Raw genomic sequence first — 16,943 nt, 5'->3', positions numbered from 1 at the left:
CGCTTAACCAAATTTAAATCTCAAACCCATGCATTTCAAAATATTTTAAAGCGTTTTAAAGAATAATGTGAATAAGATGGCGTTCAATGGAATAAAAGCGCTTAAAAACTGTCTTACCATCTAACACAGCAATTTAAGTTTCAAAAATAATGCATTTAGGGCAAGGCGCATACTATGAATGATGACATGATCGGCATAATCGAGCCGCTTATTCCTGCCATGCGCCGCTATGCCCGCGCATTAATGCGCAATAAGGAAAGTGCCGATGATCTCGTGCAAGATTGTCTAGAACGAGCAATCGACCGTTGGCATCAACGCCAAAGTGATAAAAGTGCGCGCGCTTGGCTCTTTACCATTTTGCATAATTTGGCGATAACGCGGTTGCAACGTGTGCAAGGCCAACCTCCATTGCTCGAATTAGATGAGGCAATTAGCTCAAGCTATGCAGCCGCCCAAGAAAACAATCTGTTTTATAAGGATGTAATGGCGGCGATAGACCAATTAACCGATGAACATAAAACGCTTTTATTGTTGGTAGCGGTTGAAGGCTTTTCCTATAGTGAAGTAGCGCAAATGCAGCAAATACCGCTTGGTACAGTCATGTCGCGCCTGTCGCGCGCACGAGCGCAATTGCATAAAATCTTATCTGCGCCAGAAAGCCAATTGGAAAACCGACCCAAAATGCCCTTAAAAGACGATACGCACAGCCATTTGCGGAGAATAAAATGACAGATCGCCCCATGCCCCCCATCACCGAAGATGATCTGCAAGCCTTTATTGATAACCGTCTTGATGGCGCGCGCCAAGCTGAAGTTACTGATTATTTGGCCAAACATAACGACATGGCCGAAACTATAGCCAATTACCGTCAAGAAACAGCGGCGCTGCGCCAAGCCCTTGCGCCGATTATTGAAGAGCCAATACCAAGTGCGCTTAATTTGCGATCAATTATTAAAGAACGCGCAAGCCATAATGATAATAAAAGACTAAGGGTGACTGGCTGGCATTTAGCCCATTGGGGCGGCCATTGGGGCGGCCATTGGTCTAAAATTGCTGCAGCTATATTTTTTATTGCCATTGGCACTTTTTCAGGCTGGACCATGCGTGGCATGCAAATGGCCGATAAAAGTGATCTGCCAAACTTAAGCCGCATGGCAGCGGTGAGCTATAATATTTTTGCACCAGGAAAAACCACGCTTGGCACTATAAATGCAGCCCAAAAGCAAGAACTTGCCAGCCTTGTTAGCAATACAACTGGCCATCCCTTTAATATTCCAGATTTAAGTGATACGGGTTATTATTTTACCGGTGGGCAAATGGTGCCAACGGTGCAAGGTGCTGCCGTTTTATTTATGTATAGCAATGAAAATGGCAATCGGCTGGCCATTTTAACGCGGCCTATGCCGCGCGAAAAAGTTAGCAATATGGAAGCGGTCAGCATGGATAATATTCATGGGTATATGTGGGCAGATGCTGGACTTGGCTATAGTGTGGTGAGTGAATTAAACCCACAAATTTTACATCCCTTAGCCAATGAAGTGCGCCGCCAAATTCGCCAAAATATTTAAACGAACCCTTGCTTTTGCAAGATTTTAAAAGGCCGATAGCTTGACGTTATCAGCCTTGATTTGTTTTCCACATTAGTGAAATGGCGGTTAATCATTGATTTTAAAGTCAATTCTCATTTTTGACGCATTTACTTATACCATCATAGTTTTTTTTAAATTTATTTTAAAGCTAAACCGTAAAATACTTGCGCCTCTTTAAATATGTATATACATTAAAATCTAGGGAGGCTAAATATATATCTTGATAGTGCGTAACAAACTGTAATCATTGTAATAATATTGATAGACTTAGTTTCATTTTTAAGCTGATAAAGTTTCAATATTAACTTTAGTTTGTAAAATGCGTCAAACCGTCAATGGATAAAGATTCAAGCGCACTGGCGTTTTAAACAAATTTGATTAAAAGGCTATGCATAAAGGCGGCAAGATATGAGGAAGTCTTGAGTCGTATGGCTCAATTTCCCATTGATGTTTAATATTTATCACGGAGGAGGACTAGATGAGCGCAAATAACTTAAAAAAAGGCCTATCACGGCGCCATATACTTTTTATTGCTCTTGGTTCTGCAATTGGTGCGGGGCTATTTAAAGGTTCGGGTGATGCAATTAATCTTGCTGGGCCGGGTGTTTTACTTGCTTATTGTATTGCTGGCGCGGTTGCCTTTTTGGTGATGCGCTCTCTTGGTGAAATGGCTTTGCAATATCCGATATCTGGTTCATTTGGGCGATATGCGGCTAGTTTTATTTCCCCCCTTGCCGGCTTTATTACCGGCTGGACCTATGTTTTTGAAATGGCACTTGTTTGCCTTGTCGATATTACTGCCTTTGCAGCCTATATGGGAGTTTGGTATCCAGGTGTTTCGCCTTGGATATGGACACTTGGAATTACCCTTATTATTTGTGGCATTAATTTTTTACATGTCAAAGTTTTTGGGGAGTTAGAATTCTGGCTTTCAATTATCAAAGTCTCTGCAATTATTATTATTATTATTCTTGGGGCGGGTATCATCTTTTTCGGTTTTTGGACACATGATGGACAAGCAACGGGCATTAGCAATTTATGGACAAATGACGGTTGGCTGCCTCATGGTTGGTTTGGGTTGATTGCATCTTTTACAGTTGTGCTTTTTGCTTTTGGTGGCATTGAAATTATCGGCCTTACCGCAGCAGAAGCTCAAGATGCTGATAAAAATTTGCCAAAAGCCATTAATGCTATTCCAATCCGCATCGTTATTTTTTACGTTTTATCGCTTGCAGTATTGATGTCAATTTATCCTTGGAATGCAATTCCAGAAGGACAAAGTCCTTTTACAGCTATTTTCACAGGCCTTGGCTTTCCCTATGTTGCTGATATTATTAATATTGTTATTATCACCGCTGTAGTTTCTGCAATTAATAGTGACTTATATGGCGCAGGCCGTATGATGCATGGCTTGGCTGAAGATGGGCAAGCTTTGAAACATCTTCGCTATACCTCGCCAAGTGGCGTGCCAACGATCACTATTTTACTAATGCTTGGCGTGCTTATCATCGGGGTTATATTAAATTATTTTTTCCCAGATGATATTTTCTTCATATTCTTAGCTATGGGTGCTTTTGCCACTGTTTTGGTTTGGCTGATGATTTTACTTTCACAAGTGATGATGCGGTTTAAATCAACCAAGGAAGAAATCAAAGCATTAAAATTTCCAGTGCCATTTTGGCCAGTCGGTCCATTTTTGGCAATTCTATTCATGTTTTTTATATTCGGGCTTATTGCCTATTTTGAAGATACACGCTTTATCATTTATGTTGGTTTAGCGTGGTTAGCTTGGCTTGTCGTTTGCTATTATGCGATTAAGCATTTGGACAAGGAAGGCCGTTTTGTGCTTAAAAAGAAAGATTAAACCCTAAGCTTTTTAAACACCGTTTTTTTAAACGAGAGGGCGCTTTTCGCGCCCTTTTTTATTGCAATACAATTTTTCGATTAGTTCACTCTAAACCTTGCAAAATTTACTTTTCCGCTGAAAGCTCAACCAAATCACCAAAAAGAACAATCCTCTTTACTTGCTAAAGTTAAAGCCGGTGTTTTACAATTATTACCTAATTGACCAAGCAATGGCGCTATTATAGCTAAATTATACGGTAACATGGTCATAGCTGCGGGCATGGATTAAATAACACCAACTTCAACTATTTTCCATGCGCTGCACTTAAATTAATGATTTACTGGCACACTAACTCTTAAACTAAACGGATGTGTCCAACTATTAAAATTGTTAGTGAAGCTCACTTCGACATTAAGAAAATCAAAATTATTGGTATTCCCCTTGGCATAAGCCAGAAGAGCAAGCCTTCTCATTTTATTTGGTGGTAAAATTTCCTCTTTAAAATGGTCGGGAGGAAAATAACTGCGCTTTGGCATATCCGATATTTCATTTCCATTTTTATCATAAATTTTTACATTTATTCTATAAAAAATTTCTAAAAATTTAGCTACAACTTGCTTTTGGTTTGCTTTTAACGACACAATCATCCGCGATACCATTTTTTTTTCGCCATTTTCAGAGAGACCTCCTTGCAAAAACCTAAAGGGCTCGGCCCTAATACCAATTTCAAGGTCACCAACTTCAATCATTTTTTCAACATATGGAATATTATCAGCCATAATTAGTTCCCAAAAAACCTTGATTTTTTTCTGATATATTTTACAACTTATCGCGTTATATCAACTTATAATAGTTCGAGCCTATACATTGGATGGCAACTAAGTTATTGAACTTTATATTATTAAATTTAACCTATTCTAAAGACTTGAAGTTGTGCTCCATTGACAAATTTTAAAGTCTGATCTAATATTCAATCACCCTGTATAACATGCTGGATCTCGTTATATTTATCTATTTATTTTAAAATATTTAACCAATTTTAAGTGCCGCTCAATAATGTTTTTCTCGATTAAAGACGTAATTATAAATCTGCTTTCCCCTAAAAAGCGGCGCTTGCCGTGGGGTTTTAACTCGAAAATTTATAGATATTTATATAATGATATTGATAATTACGGCAAAAAACCTCGTCAACATTATCGTAATATTGGTATGAAGGAAGGGCGGCTTTATAAAAAATCTGCTTTTGTAAAAAAGACGTCTTTAAATCCAAACCTTGAAACCATTGTTGTTTGCTGCGATGATGAAAATGAAAGTCTTTTTTTCATTGACGCGGTAAAAAAACTGTCAAAGACATTCAATATTATCTTAGTTGCAAACTCCTATCATTTAAACGACATCTATCTACCCTATTGCAATTGGTTAATCGTTAATAAAATTTTCGATCGCAAGAAAAAATATGCGTCCGAGCTAATTAAAGAATTCGCTACAGCGCCAAATTTAAAATTTATTGTGTCTAACATCTATGAAGGCGGCATTTTTTACCAACGTCTTGAAAAGGCGAAAATTGCTAGTGTTTTAATTATTGGAAATACTCTTGCCTTTGGTAAGAGCAATTTATCTCGAGGGTTGTGTACTGCAACCCGAGTAATATATACTGATAAAACCTATGCCGAAAAAGTGCTTTATGACTATATGTACGGTTTTCCTGATCAGTTAACTATATTATCAGCGCCAGCACATCATGTGGGATTTGCTGCAGAAAAAATCAATACAAAAATTGTTATTGGTTATGGCGATGTCTCATTTACAGATGGTTTTGATGTCTTTACAAAAATTTCTAGTCTTTATAAGTTACAATATCCTCATGATAAGACGGAATTTATTTGGTTGCGTGCATTGAATAACGGGAGCAATTCCAGCCGTTTTGAACAAACTCAAACTTGGTCGCAAATAAGTAAAGCCGATCAATCTTACCGGATTTTATCGACAAAATCTTTTAACGATAACTATTATCAAAAGTCAGCGGTATTTTTTGATACGTCAAGACTTGTAAATAAAATTTGCCATGCAAAATCGGCTTTGCAAGCTGGTAAACCAGTTTTTGCACTTGATGGAGTAATGCCCCTATCTGCTCGTTATCAAGAAGAAAATATTGACGAGCAATACCTGCTTTCACAAACAAATGATCAAGAATTTATTTCAAAGTTGCATGAGCATTTAATAGCAGCAGATAAAACCAATAAAGATCAACTTGATGCCATAAGTACAAAGTTGGGTAGTGTTGATCAATTTGTTGATGAATTATTAGATATTGGTGGCAAAGCGGCTCGGCAAATAAAGCAAGAGGCAATTGACGCTATTGAACTCTTTGGCAAAAAAGAGTTTGACAACAGTTTTTGGACGGCTAATAGTTTAAAACCCTTTTCGGTGAAACGCGCCCGCCAATATATTCGCGGTTGGAAAAGTGGTGTTTATCCGCGCCGCCCTTGTGCTGGTTTTCAACCTGGCATTTATGCCGAATATCACGATCTTGGCTTAGAACGTAAAGATGCTTTTTTACATTATCTTAATGCTGGACAGCCAGATGGCCCATGGCAATGGGATATTTTAACCAAACCAATTAAAATTGAACCTACTGCACTCACGCAAAAAATTGCCTTGCAAATTCATGCCTATTATATAGAAAAACTTGAAGTGATGCTGAATGCGTTATTGGCGAATGAAGTGCGGCCAGATTTATTTATCAGCGTCAAAAATGAAGCTGATAAACAAATAGCTGAATATTTGCTGAAAAATTATCCCGCTAAAGTTGAAGTTTTGGTAACTGAAAATCGCGGTCGTGATATTGGCCCACTCTTGACCCTGTTTCGCCAGCAATTGCGCAATGGCTATGATATTATTGGCCACATGCACAGTAAAACAAGTGTGCACATTAAAGATCGCTCATATGCCGAAATTTGGGGACAATATCTAACCATGAATCTTTTAGGTGATGGAGCAACAATCAAGGCAGCTGATACAATAATTCAAACAATGTATAATGACAAAAATATTAATTTGGTTTTTCCCGATGATCGAAATGGCATTAGCTGGGCTAAAAATCGCCCTGCGGCGCAAAAATTAGCACCGCGTCTTGGTATTGATAAATTGCCCAATTATATTAATTTTCCGGTTGGTACAATGTTTTGGGCAACAAGTGACTTAATGAAACCATTCTTTGATCTTGAACTTGAATGGAATGATTATTTAAGTGAACCGCTGCCATTGGATGGCACAAATTTACACGCAGTTGAACGCCTTTTTGGCGTAATGAACCAAAAAATATCTAAAAAATTAGTTTGCACAATGTTTGGAGATATAAAGCGTTAGCAATTACTTATTGTTACGTAACATATGAGTTTACAATAAATCCGTTTTGACTAGGTTAATTCGGCTAATGACAAATAATTTTAATCTGCTATGTATAACAGTTAGATTTTAGCAATAAAAGGATGGGCTAAGTGAAAGGAATTATTCTCGCAGGCGGTAGTGGCACAAGGCTATATCCAGCAACTATTGGTGTGTCTAAACAGCTTATGCCAATTTATGATAAACCAATGATATATTATCCACTTGGTGTATTAATGTTGGCGGGTATCAAAGAAATATTAATTATCTCAACACCGCATGACTTACCTTTATTCAAGCGTCTTTTAGGCGATGGTAGTACATATGGTATAACACTTTCCTATGCTGAGCAAGCTAATCCCAATGGTCTAGCCGAAGCTTTTATTATCGGTGATGATTTTATCGGTGATGATGATGTTGCCTTGATTCTTGGTGACAATATCTTTTTTGGTCACGATTTGGTATCTCATCTTAATAACGCACGGAGCCAAAAAAACGGCGCAACAGTTTTTGCCTATCATGTTGAGGATCCAGAGCGTTATGGCGTTGTCAGTTTTGATCCCGTAACCGGCATTGCCACATCAATTGTCGAAAAACCAAGTGAGCCAAAATCTAACTGGGCGGTAACTGGGCTTTATTTTTATGATAATAGCGTGGTCAATATGGCCAAAAATCTAAAACCCTCACCGCGTGGTGAGTTGGAAATTACGGATATTAATGAAATATACCTTAAAAATAACGCTTTGCGAGTTGTGCAATTAGGTCGTGGCTATGCTTGGCTTGATACGGGAACTCATGATAGCTTGCATGATGCGTCCTCCTATGTCCGAGCGATAGAAAAGCGCCAAGGCATTAAAGTTATGTGCCCAGAAGAAATCGCATTCGAAGCAGGTTATATTAGTGCGGAACAAGTAATCGAGCGCGCCAATAAACTTGGCAAAACCGATTATGCAACCTATTTAAAACGCCGAATGAATGAGTTAAAAAATGCTTAATGTTGAAAAAACACCTCTTGATGGCGTGCTTATTATTAAGCCAAAGAAATTTGGTGATCATCGCGGTTTTTTCTCTGAAACCTATAATCGTCAATTATTTACTGAAGCTGGTGTTGAAGCCGAATTTGTTCAAGATAATCACTCTTTTTCTAAGCAAAAAGGCGTTTTACGGGGATTGCATTATCAATTACAACCCCATGCCCAAGGTAAATTGGTGCGAGTAACACGCGGCCGCGTATTTGATGTGGCGGTTGACATTCGCAAAAGTTCCCCTACCTTTATGCAATGGACTGGAGTTGAATTATCAGCGGAAAATTGGACACAATTTTATATTCCACCGGGTTTTGCCCATGGTTTTTTAACGCTTGAGGATGATTGTGAATTTTTATATAAGGTGACCGATTTTTATGCACCTAGCTGCGATCGTTCAATCCGTTTTGATGACCCAGATATTGCAATTAACTGGCCGATAGATACCAGCAATCTTGTTTTATCCGACAAGGATTTAAATGCGCCGTTTTTAAAAGACGCTGATATTTTTGACTAAGTAATATCCCTAATTATTTAATGTCTTTGACTAAGAGGAATAAAATTTTGAAAATTTTGGTTACAGGCGGTGCAGGCTTCATTGGCTCTGCCCTTTGCCGGCATTTAATTGCGCAAGGACATAAAGTTTTTAATATTGATAAATTAACCTATGCGGGTAATTTGCAATCGTTAAAATCCATCGAGAATTCAGAAAACTATCAATTCCATCAATTGGATATTGCTGATCGAGAGGCGATTGGCACTATTTTAGTCTCCGAGTCAATTGATGCCGTCATGCATCTTGCAGCAGAGAGCCATGTTGACCGTTCAATTTCTGGGCCTGATGCTTTTATTGATACCAATATTGTAGGCACATTTCATTTATTAGAAGCGGTGCGCGGCTATTGGCAAAATCTTGATGATGAAAAAAAGCAAGCATTTCGTTTTCACCATATCTCAACCGATGAAGTTTTTGGCGATTTACCATTTGATGAGGGAATTTTCACGGAAGAAACGCCTTATCATCCTTCATCGCCTTACTCGGCTTCCAAAGCTGCGTCAGATCATTTGGTTCGGGCTTGGCATCATACTTATGGATTGCCGGTAGTTCTTTCTAATTGTTCCAATAATTATGGTCCTTTTCATTTTCCTGAAAAGCTTATTCCTTTGGTTATTTTGTCAGCTCTTGCGGAAAAACCTTTGCCAATTTATGGCAAAGGCGAAAACATCCGTGATTGGCTTTATGTGGAAGACCATGCGCGCGCGCTTGAAACTATTGTTTTAAAGGGTAAAATTGGCGAAAGCTATAATGTTGGAGGCAAAAATGAACGCACCAACTTGCAAGTCGTCAAATCTATTTGTGATATTTTAGATAAACAAAAGCCACGCAGCAATGGCCAATCTTATCATCAATTAATTAGCTTTGTGACCGATCGTGCTGGCCATGACCGTCGTTATGCTATCGATCCGACAAAAATCGAAAATGAACTTAATTGGCATGCACAGGAAACTTTCGAAACTGGGCTAGAAAAAACGGTTGCTTGGTTTTTGCAAAATCAATGGTGGTGGGAGCCACTACAAGAACGCGCCAAGCTCGCTAAAAAGGGATAAAAATGAAAATTCTGGTTACCGGCAAAAATGGCCAAGTGGCTCAAGCCTTATTGTCGCAAAATTCAACAGCGGTGTCCATTATTGCACTTGGACGACCAGAATTGGACATTAGCGATAAGGCATCAATCGAAAAAGCTATTAAGGAACACAAGCCGGATTTTATTATTAATCCGGCTGCCTATACTGCAGTTGATAAGGCTGAAAGCGAAGTTGCACAAGCCTTTTTGATTAATCGTGACGGCGCACGCAATGTGGCAGAAGTAACGGCAGATTTAGACTTGCCCCTTCTTCACATTTCAACCGATTACGTCTTTAATGGTGCGAGCGAAACTCCCTATAAAGAAAGTGATACCGTCGGCACTGTTAATGTTTATGGACTATCAAAATTGCAAGGCGAATGGGCGGTTAGTGAAGCAAATAAAAATCACGTTATTTTGCGTACCGCTTGGGTTTATAGCACCTATGGCAACAATTTTTTAAACACTATGTTGCGCCTTGCCCAAAGCCATGATCAATTAAGAATTGTGGGCGATCAATGGGGCACACCGACCAGTGCTGATTTCATTGCTGCTGCTACAATTGCCATTGCTCAAAAAATTGCTACTGGCGATTGCACGGCTGATTGGCGTGGTATTTTTAATCTTGTTGCCGATGGCTATACCAATTGGGCAGAATTTGCCGCGGCTATTTTTGCTTCAAAACATAATCAAACCGGCAAGATCCCAGCCATTACATCCATTCCAGCTCGTGAATATAAGACACCTGCAAAACGCCCAAATTTTTCAAAGCTTGATAATAGCAAGATAAAATCGGTGTTTAATCTTGAAATTAAAAATTGGCAAGATTATTTATAAACCGATTTTTTTGCTCTAAAAATTCCAATTTTTGTTAAATAAGGGGCGCGCTATATGTGCAATGTTTTGTGCTCTGTCAACAAGCAAAAATTGGATCATCTTTTGTTTGAATTGCTTTAAATTTTTAAAGTTGGAATATGTAGGCTATTTTAACACTTGTTATATCTGCTGATGTTTTAATACGGCTATTATCCAGCAAGTACTTACTAAATATCGACAATTACTAATCGTGTCATCGATCTGTATCATTTGGGGATCAAATTTTTGAAACTTTTTGTTATTAACCTTGACCGTTCATTAGATCGCTTAAATCATGTTAATCAACAATTTTCTGACCTTGGATTAACATTGACCCGTATTGCTGGTGTCGATGGCACCCAATTAAGCGATGAGGACTATCAACACATAACATCCGTCCGCCATTGGCCCTTAGAGCTCACCAAACGTGAAGTTGGCTGTTTTTTGTCACACAGAAATTGTTTAAAACTCATTGCTGAAGGTAAAGATGCTTTTGGAGCAATTTTCGAAGATGACGTAATTTTATCTAAAAACTCTGCTGCATTTCTTGAAAACTGGGACTGGATCCCATCTAACACCGATATTGTCAAACTCGATACCGCCGAAACACCCTGTGTTATCGGTAGAACAACCAAAAAAATATCAAAAGACTATATCCTCGCCCCATTGGTTACCAAGCATTATTGTGCCGGTGGCTATATTGTTAGTCGCGACTGTGCAAAAAAACTCTATGCATTAACTGAGTTTGCCTTTGCCCCGATTGACGAAATATATTTCAATCCTGAATGTGGTGTAATGGCAATGTTTAACATAGAACAATTTGACCCTGCTATTGTCATACAAGCTGGTTTGGTTAGCACCATCCGAAATATTGCTTCAGAGGAAGCCAATCAGGATGTTGTTAGAAAAGCCAAAAAACGCAGCTTCCCGCAAAAAATGGCGCGAGAGTTTTCTCGATTTAAAAAACGCTACCTCTATCCGCTTTGGTTGGTGCTTACACGGGGCTATCAGTGGAAGACAATTAAATTTAAATGAGCCTTTGCGCAATTAAGATTTATGATGGGCGATTGGCGGCATTAGAATTTTATGATGAAATTTAAAGCTGTTTTATTGATCAATTAAAATCCTGCCCGTTTTACGCGCAAATGGCTAATTATTTTGAGACAAAAAGCCGCCGCAAAGGATTTAACCAAAGCACCAAGCAAAAACGGCATAAAACCTTTGAAAAAGGCAATATTACCGCCTTTTTGGCTTGCAAGCCACAAAGCACCAAGCGATAAGCACAATAAATTGCCAAGCACCATGTTAATAGTACAAAGTTTGAAATTATCGCCATTCCAACCTTGTCTAGCAAGCTGACCCGTTAAAAATGCAGCCAAAGGAAAAGCATAAAGATAACCAGCTGTTACCCCATAAAAAGGTGCAAGGCCGTGCTTACCATCGGCAAGAAGGGGCAGCCCCAATGCTGCACATAAAAGCCATAGGACAACAGTCAAAGCGCCAAGACGCGGGCCAAAAAATGCGCCAATAAAGGTCACAATAAAGGTTTGCAAGGTAATTGGTACTGGGCCAATAGGTATTTGGATAAAGGAAGCACAATAAAGCGCAATAATGCCAAGAAAAACTGCAATGCATTGTATATCATAACGCTGATTTTCAAGCTGCACATATTGCCCATATAATTGCGGTTCTTTATTCATAGTCCTACCTTTTAAGCAATGCATTTTGATACACATTAATAGTGTTGAATCCATGGGATCACAACATAACTAAAATTAGTAAAAACGCAATCTAACTTAAAGATTAAGTGAGCATAAAACTCATTTTAATTCTGAGTTTGACCGATATATTTTTATGATTATGAAAGTTTAAAATATTGATCCCTAATATTTTAAATATTTGGTAAATCATACCAAGATTTTATAAAATTTACCTGATAAATTATAGCTATAAACAGCTAAGGGTAAAATAATGACACGGATTAAATTGTTAGACATTAGCGAAGCACCACAAGAGGTGCGGCCTATATTGGAAAACGCGCAAAAGAATAACGGATTTTTGCCAAACCTTTTGCGGGTGCTTGCAAATGCGCCAGCCGCTTTAGAAACCTATGTGACGGTATCTGGCATAAATGCCAAAGCTTCGTTTTCATTAAATGAGCGTGAGGTAGTGCAAATTACCGCAGCTGCGCTGCATGGCTGTGGCTTTTGTGTTGCAGGTCATACAGCGATTGCGTTAAAAAAAGCGCAATTGCCAAAAGAAGTGGTGGAAGCCTTGCGCAATATCCATGATTTAGACGACCCCAAGCTTAATGCCGTTGCTCGCTTTACCCAAAATGTCATTGCGACACGAGGCAATGTTAAAGATGAAGATCTCGCAAGTTTTAAGGCTGTAGGCTATAATGATCAAGCCGCACTAGAAGTGGTGCTTGGTGTTAGCCTTGCAACCCTTTGTAATTTTGCTAATAATCTTGGCCAACCGCCAATTAATGAGCAATTATTGCCTTATGAGTGGAAAAAGCAATAAATCACTAATAAAAGAAAAGGCAAATTTGCAAATGATAGAAGCGCAACAACAGCAAAATGAGGGCGAGGCTTTGTCTTTTCAATCTAATGAAATTCGCGATGGGTTAACTGGCCTTGATTATTTTAGCCAAAATGCCATTAATCTTGATGAACGTAGCGATAAGGCCGATGAAATTTTACCGCAATTGGTTAAAACCGGTGCAATTGGCATTGGCGTTGCTAAGGATTTTGGCGGCAGCGGCGGCACAATTTGCGATAGTGTTGAGGCTATTGCCGCCCTTTCTTATCATTCTTTAACTGCGGCCTTTGTGCTTTGGGGGCAAAAAACCTATGCCCATTTTTTATTGGAAAGTGACAATGAACAGCTGCGCACAGAGCAACTGCCGCAAATTATCAAGGGCAGTATAGCCGGTGCATCAGCGCTTTCCAATGCCATGAAATTTATGGCCGGTTTGGAAGCATTGCAAATTAAAGTAAGTTCTGAAACAAATGGTAAAACAATTGTTGATGGTATCATGCCTTGGGTTACAAATTTGCGGCTAGGCAATTTTGTTGTCGCCGCTGCGATTGAGCGCGCTGACAAAACCGCCTTTGTTGCGAGCTTTGCCGCTAATGATCTTGGCCTTACCCGCTCTGATGAGCTGGATTTAACTGCCCTTCGCGCAAGTCATACCGCATCCATTTCGCTTAAAAATGTGCAAATTGATCAAAAGCATATTATATTCAACAATCTAGCCGCATCAATAGCACCAATTCGGCCGGGCTTTATTGGTATGCAATGCGCTATGTCCTTGGGGCTTGCACGGCGCATTCTGGATGAGGCGCGGCACAATAAGGGCGCCGGCCGCAATGTTTTGAACGCAGAAATTGACGCACTAACAAGTGAACTTGCAAACCTTACCAATGAATTACAGCAAGGGCTGATCGAACAGCAATTCGTCAGCAATATAGCGGCATTATTTCGCATTCGCATTCGTCTTGCCGATTTGGTTGCTAAAGCCATTTGGCTTGAATTGCAAAGCTTAGGGGGTAAAGCCTATTTGCAAAAAACTGGTAGCGATTTTGCACGCCGCTTGCGTGAAGCAGCTTTTATCCCTATTATCACACCAAGCATCACACAATTAAAGGCAGTGTTACAAGCGCAAAACCAATAAGATAACTTAATTATATGAATGGAAATAATGTGGTCGGTCGATCCTTTACTCAATCCGCATTTCAAAATGAAGTGCCTCTCGCAGCTATGCCCGTGAATAATATGCTTGTTGCAAGGGAAGCTGCACCAAAAGGCGATATTGTGCTTGCTGGGGAAAATATAACAATCAGCCATGATGGTAAAACCACCATTTTAACAGATTTTAACTTAACGCTGCGACAAGGTGAGATTGTTTCCATTTTAGGGCCAAGCGGCGTTGGCAAATCCAGCCTATTGCGGATTTTAGGTGGCCTTGAACGCGCACAAAGTGGTGTGGTCAAAATTCATGGTGAAGAAATATCCAAAGTTCATCCACGCCTTAGTATGGCTTTTCAAAACCCGTGCTTGTTACCTTGGCTCAATGTCTATAAAAATGTTGCCTTTGGCCTTAACTTTAAACATCAGCCCAAATTAAAGAGCCAAGTGCGCAATCAACGGATAGAACGCGCCCTGCGCGAAGTTAATCTTGAAGATGCAGGTGCATTAATGCCGGCGCAATTATCTGGCGGCATGGCAAGCCGCGTTGCCCTAGCCCGCTGTCTTGCCCGCCAGCCTGATGTTTTATTGCTTGATGAGCCGTTTGGCGCACTTGATGCAATTACCAGAGGGCAAATGCAACAGCTTTTGATTAAAATTATTAGCGATTATCAAAGTGCTGCTTTGCTTATTACCCATGATATTGAAGAAGCTTTAAAAGTGAGCGATAGGGTGTTGCTGATTGGCGGTACTCCGGGTCATTTGCTTGGCAAATGGGATCTTTCAGCCTTACGCCAAAGCGGTAATGATAGTCTAATGGCGTTAACCATCCAGAACGAGATCATGCAAAAACTAGCCCATTGAATTGAAGGGCAAATTTTAATTTATACCCAAAGCGCGAGGACATATTATGAATGACGAGTTTTTTTCACGCCGCGATATTATGCGCCTTGCTGCGCTTTTAACCGCAGGAGGGGCGGCTTCCATATTAAACACGCGTATTGCTAGTGCCCAAAGCGACGCAAAACAAGATGAACCATTAAAAATTGGCTATTTGCCGATTACTGATGCCACCCCTTTGCTGGTTGCCCATGGCCAAGGTTTTTTTGAGAAACATGGCGTTAAGGCCGAAAAGCCTGTGATGTTTCGGTCTTGGGCGCAATTGGTTGAAGCGTTTTTTGCAGGACAAGTCAATGCTGTGCATGTTTTGTCACCAATTGCCGTTTGGGCGCGATATAATAGCAAAGCCTCGGTAAAAGTAGTCGCTTGGAACCATATGTCAGGCTCGGCACTATCGGTTGCTGAAAATATCAATTCGATTGATGATCTTGCCGGCAAAACCGTTGCCATTCCCTTTTGGTATTCAATTCATAATGTTGTTTTACAAATTTTGCTCAAAAAATCAGGACTTACCCCTGTTTCAAAGAAAAGCGGTACCATTGGCGAGCGCGAGGTTAATCTTGTCATTCTTGCGCCATCTGACATGGTGCCGGCCCTTGCCAATGGCGAAATTGCTGGCTACATCGTTGCCGAACCATTTAACGCCCTTGGTGAACTTGCTGGCATTGGTAAAATATTACGTTTTACTGGCGATGTCTGGAAAGACCATGCCTGCTGCGTTGTTTTAATGAATGAAAGCGATTTGATTGAGCGCCCACAATGGTCGCAAAATGTCGTCAATGCACTTGTTGACGCTCAATTATGGACAATTGCCAACCGCCAAAAAACTGCAGAACTTTTATCTAAGGATAATGCCAACCGCTATACTCCCCATTCGGTTGCTGCACTCACAAAAGTGCTGGTAGAAAATGCCAGTGATGATAGCGCCTATCTTAAAAGCGGTGCGATTAAACACCCAGAATGGCGCGAAAAGCGCATCGGCTTCCAGCCCTACCCCTTCCCGTCTTATACGGTATCATTGATCGAGCATTTAAAAACCACATTAATGCACGGCGATAATGCTTTTCTTGCCAATTTAGACCCAGAATTTGCCGCGAAAGACCTTGTTGATGATCGCTTTATCAAAGCCGCACTTCTCCAATTTGGCGGATTGCCGGCCTTTGGGCTTGAACAAAATTTTGAACGCGTTGAGGTGATTGAAGCATAAATGAGCGTGCATTTAACCCAAACAAAATTACCGTCGAAAGCCTCCACTGCTAAATTAAAAGCCTTTTGTCTTGGCATTTTAGGGCTGGCTATCCTTGTTTTTCTATGGTGGTTTGCCATTGATATTTGGGCAAAGGGCAATGGCTTTGCCGCGCGTTTTTCGCCAAGTCTTGCTTTTCCTGCCTTTTTGCATTTGTTACAAAGCCCAGATCTTATCTTGCATGTTGGTGCAAGTTTAAAGCGCATATTGGTTGGGCTGTTTTTTGCACTTATCCTTGGTATCCCTTTAGGGCTTATGGTTGGCTGTTCAACAATTGCTGCTAAAACAACATCGCCAGCATTTCAATTCTTGCGTATGATTTCACCCCTTTCTTGGATGCCGATAGCGGTCATGGTGTTTGGCGTTGGTGATAAGCCGATTTATTTTTTAATTGCTTTTGCTGCCATTTGGCCGATCTTGTTAAACACTGCAGCAGGGGTAAACCAACTTGACCGCCATTGGCTGCAACTTGCCAAAAGCCTAGCCGCAACCAAGGCTGAAACCTTATTTTTTGTCATTCTTCCCGGTATTGTTGGACAAATTTTTGTTGGTCTTCGCCTTGCTATTGGTATTGCTTGGATTGTTATTGTGCCGGCAGAAATGCTGGGCGTTAATGCAGGGCTTGGTTATTTCATTCTTGATGCGCGTGATCGCTTGGATTACCCTGAATTAATGGCAATAATCCTGCTCATCGGTATTATTGGCTATAGTCTTGATAGCTTGGCGCGTCTTGCCTTAAAATATTTTGGCGTTGGGGTCAGAACCCATTAATTTGAA

16 protein-coding genes are annotated in these 16,943 nt (G+C 40.1%); 14 read left to right on the top strand and 2 right to left on the bottom strand.

Annotation, left to right across the window (positions count from 1 at the left end):
- Positions 1-174: 174 nt before the first annotated feature.
- From N5852_RS14445 to N5852_RS14435, 3 genes are all read left to right on the top strand, one after another.
- A complete protein-coding gene (locus N5852_RS14445; protein ID WP_262099868.1) occupies positions 175-729 on the top strand; it encodes an RNA polymerase sigma factor in 555 nt (184 codons plus the stop codon).
- Positions 726-1,568, top strand: a complete 843-nt coding sequence (locus tag N5852_RS14440) for an anti-sigma factor family protein (RefSeq protein ID WP_262099867.1) — start codon at positions 726-728, stop codon at positions 1,566-1,568. The genes N5852_RS14445 and N5852_RS14440 overlap by 4 nt, the downstream gene beginning before the upstream one ends.
- Before the next feature lie 499 nt (positions 1,569-2,067).
- Positions 2,068-3,453, top strand: a complete 1,386-nt coding sequence (locus N5852_RS14435) for an amino acid permease (RefSeq protein WP_262099866.1) — start codon at positions 2,068-2,070, stop codon at positions 3,451-3,453.
- Between the two features lie 311 nt (positions 3,454-3,764).
- Here N5852_RS14435 and N5852_RS14430 read toward each other — a convergent pair whose 3' ends face one another.
- Positions 3,765-4,214: a hypothetical protein gene (locus N5852_RS14430; RefSeq protein WP_262099865.1), complete on the bottom strand. Its 450-nt coding sequence runs from the start codon at positions 4,212-4,214 to the stop codon at positions 3,765-3,767.
- Between the two features lie 277 nt (positions 4,215-4,491).
- On the opposite strand from N5852_RS14430, the gene N5852_RS14425 reads away from it, so the two are divergent.
- From N5852_RS14425 to N5852_RS14400, 6 genes are all read left to right on the top strand, one after another.
- Positions 4,492-6,804, top strand: coding sequence for a rhamnan synthesis F family protein (locus tag N5852_RS14425; protein ID WP_262099864.1), 2,313 nt, complete (start codon positions 4,492-4,494; stop codon positions 6,802-6,804).
- Between the two features lie 131 nt (positions 6,805-6,935).
- A complete protein-coding gene (gene rfbA / locus N5852_RS14420) occupies positions 6,936-7,817 on the top strand; it encodes a glucose-1-phosphate thymidylyltransferase RfbA (RefSeq protein WP_262099863.1) in 882 nt (293 codons plus the stop codon).
- On the top strand, positions 7,810-8,364 hold the full coding sequence (rfbC, locus tag N5852_RS14415) for a dTDP-4-dehydrorhamnose 3,5-epimerase (RefSeq protein WP_262099862.1): 555 nt from the start codon (positions 7,810-7,812) through the stop codon (positions 8,362-8,364). Before rfbA ends, rfbC begins: the two co-directional genes overlap by 8 nt.
- A gap of 47 nt (positions 8,365-8,411) precedes the next feature.
- Positions 8,412-9,455 (top strand): dTDP-glucose 4,6-dehydratase, encoded by a 1,044-nt coding sequence (gene rfbB, locus N5852_RS14410; RefSeq protein WP_262099861.1) that lies wholly within the window; start codon positions 8,412-8,414, stop codon positions 9,453-9,455.
- Positions 9,456-9,457: 2 nt separating this feature from the next.
- Positions 9,458-10,309, top strand: coding sequence for a dTDP-4-dehydrorhamnose reductase (rfbD, locus tag N5852_RS14405; RefSeq protein ID WP_262099860.1), 852 nt, complete (start codon positions 9,458-9,460; stop codon positions 10,307-10,309).
- A gap of 264 nt (positions 10,310-10,573) precedes the next feature.
- A complete protein-coding gene (locus N5852_RS14400) occupies positions 10,574-11,362 on the top strand; it encodes a glycosyltransferase family 25 protein (RefSeq protein ID WP_262099859.1) in 789 nt (262 codons plus the stop codon).
- A gap of 83 nt (positions 11,363-11,445) precedes the next feature.
- Here N5852_RS14400 and N5852_RS14395 read toward each other — a convergent pair whose 3' ends face one another.
- Positions 11,446-12,027: a biotin transporter BioY gene (locus N5852_RS14395; protein ID WP_262099858.1), complete on the bottom strand. Its 582-nt coding sequence runs from the start codon at positions 12,025-12,027 to the stop codon at positions 11,446-11,448.
- Between the two features lie 271 nt (positions 12,028-12,298).
- Here N5852_RS14395 and N5852_RS14390 point away from each other — a divergent pair, with 271 nt between their 5' ends.
- From N5852_RS14390 to N5852_RS14370, 5 genes are read left to right on the top strand one after another with little or no spacing between them, the layout of a single operon-like run.
- Positions 12,299-12,853, top strand: coding sequence for a carboxymuconolactone decarboxylase family protein (locus tag N5852_RS14390; protein ID WP_262099857.1), 555 nt, complete (start codon positions 12,299-12,301; stop codon positions 12,851-12,853).
- Positions 12,854-12,884: 31 nt separating this feature from the next.
- Positions 12,885-14,006 (top strand): acyl-CoA dehydrogenase family protein, encoded by a 1,122-nt coding sequence (locus tag N5852_RS14385; RefSeq protein WP_262099856.1) that lies wholly within the window; start codon positions 12,885-12,887, stop codon positions 14,004-14,006.
- Positions 14,007-14,020: 14 nt separating this feature from the next.
- A complete protein-coding gene (locus N5852_RS14380; RefSeq protein ID WP_262099855.1) occupies positions 14,021-14,884 on the top strand; it encodes an ABC transporter ATP-binding protein in 864 nt (287 codons plus the stop codon).
- A gap of 46 nt (positions 14,885-14,930) precedes the next feature.
- A complete protein-coding gene (locus tag N5852_RS14375) occupies positions 14,931-16,127 on the top strand; it encodes an ABC transporter substrate-binding protein (RefSeq protein WP_262099854.1) in 1,197 nt (398 codons plus the stop codon).
- Complete coding sequence (locus tag N5852_RS14370) at positions 16,128-16,937, top strand: ABC transporter permease (protein ID WP_262099853.1); 810 nt, start codon at positions 16,128-16,130, stop codon at positions 16,935-16,937. It begins immediately after the preceding gene.
- Positions 16,938-16,943 lie beyond the last annotated feature (6 nt).

This window comes from Bartonella sp. HY328 (genome assembly GCF_025449335.1).
In the GTDB taxonomy this organism is placed as follows: Bacteria; Pseudomonadota; Alphaproteobacteria; order Rhizobiales; family Rhizobiaceae; genus HY038.
This window is presented reverse-complemented; position numbering and strand designations above follow the sequence as displayed.

What these genes read in the sequence shown, in the direction of transcription:
- N5852_RS14445 (WP_262099868.1), top strand. Translation starts at nt 175, where the DNA reads ATGAATGATGACATGATCGGCATAATCGAGCCGCTTATTCCTGCCATG.
- N5852_RS14440 (WP_262099867.1), top strand. Translation starts at nt 726, where the DNA reads ATGACAGATCGCCCCATGCCCCCCATCACCGAAGATGATCTGCAAGCC.
- N5852_RS14435 (WP_262099866.1), top strand. Translation starts at nt 2,068, where the DNA reads ATGAGCGCAAATAACTTAAAAAAAGGCCTATCACGGCGCCATATACTT.
- N5852_RS14430 (WP_262099865.1), bottom strand. Translation starts at nt 4,214, where the DNA reads ATGGCTGATAATATTCCATATGTTGAAAAAATGATTGAAGTTGGTGAC.
- N5852_RS14425 (WP_262099864.1), top strand. Translation starts at nt 4,492, where the DNA reads ATGTTTTTCTCGATTAAAGACGTAATTATAAATCTGCTTTCCCCTAAA.
- rfbC (WP_262099862.1), top strand. Translation starts at nt 7,810, where the DNA reads ATGCTTAATGTTGAAAAAACACCTCTTGATGGCGTGCTTATTATTAAG.
- rfbD (WP_262099860.1), top strand. Translation starts at nt 9,458, where the DNA reads ATGAAAATTCTGGTTACCGGCAAAAATGGCCAAGTGGCTCAAGCCTTA.
- N5852_RS14395 (WP_262099858.1), bottom strand. Translation starts at nt 12,027, where the DNA reads ATGAATAAAGAACCGCAATTATATGGGCAATATGTGCAGCTTGAAAAT.
- N5852_RS14390 (WP_262099857.1), top strand. Translation starts at nt 12,299, where the DNA reads ATGACACGGATTAAATTGTTAGACATTAGCGAAGCACCACAAGAGGTG.
- N5852_RS14385 (WP_262099856.1), top strand. Translation starts at nt 12,885, where the DNA reads ATGATAGAAGCGCAACAACAGCAAAATGAGGGCGAGGCTTTGTCTTTT.
- N5852_RS14380 (WP_262099855.1), top strand. Translation starts at nt 14,021, where the DNA reads ATGAATGGAAATAATGTGGTCGGTCGATCCTTTACTCAATCCGCATTT.
- N5852_RS14375 (WP_262099854.1), top strand. Translation starts at nt 14,931, where the DNA reads ATGAATGACGAGTTTTTTTCACGCCGCGATATTATGCGCCTTGCTGCG.
- N5852_RS14370 (WP_262099853.1), top strand. Translation starts at nt 16,128, where the DNA reads ATGAGCGTGCATTTAACCCAAACAAAATTACCGTCGAAAGCCTCCACT.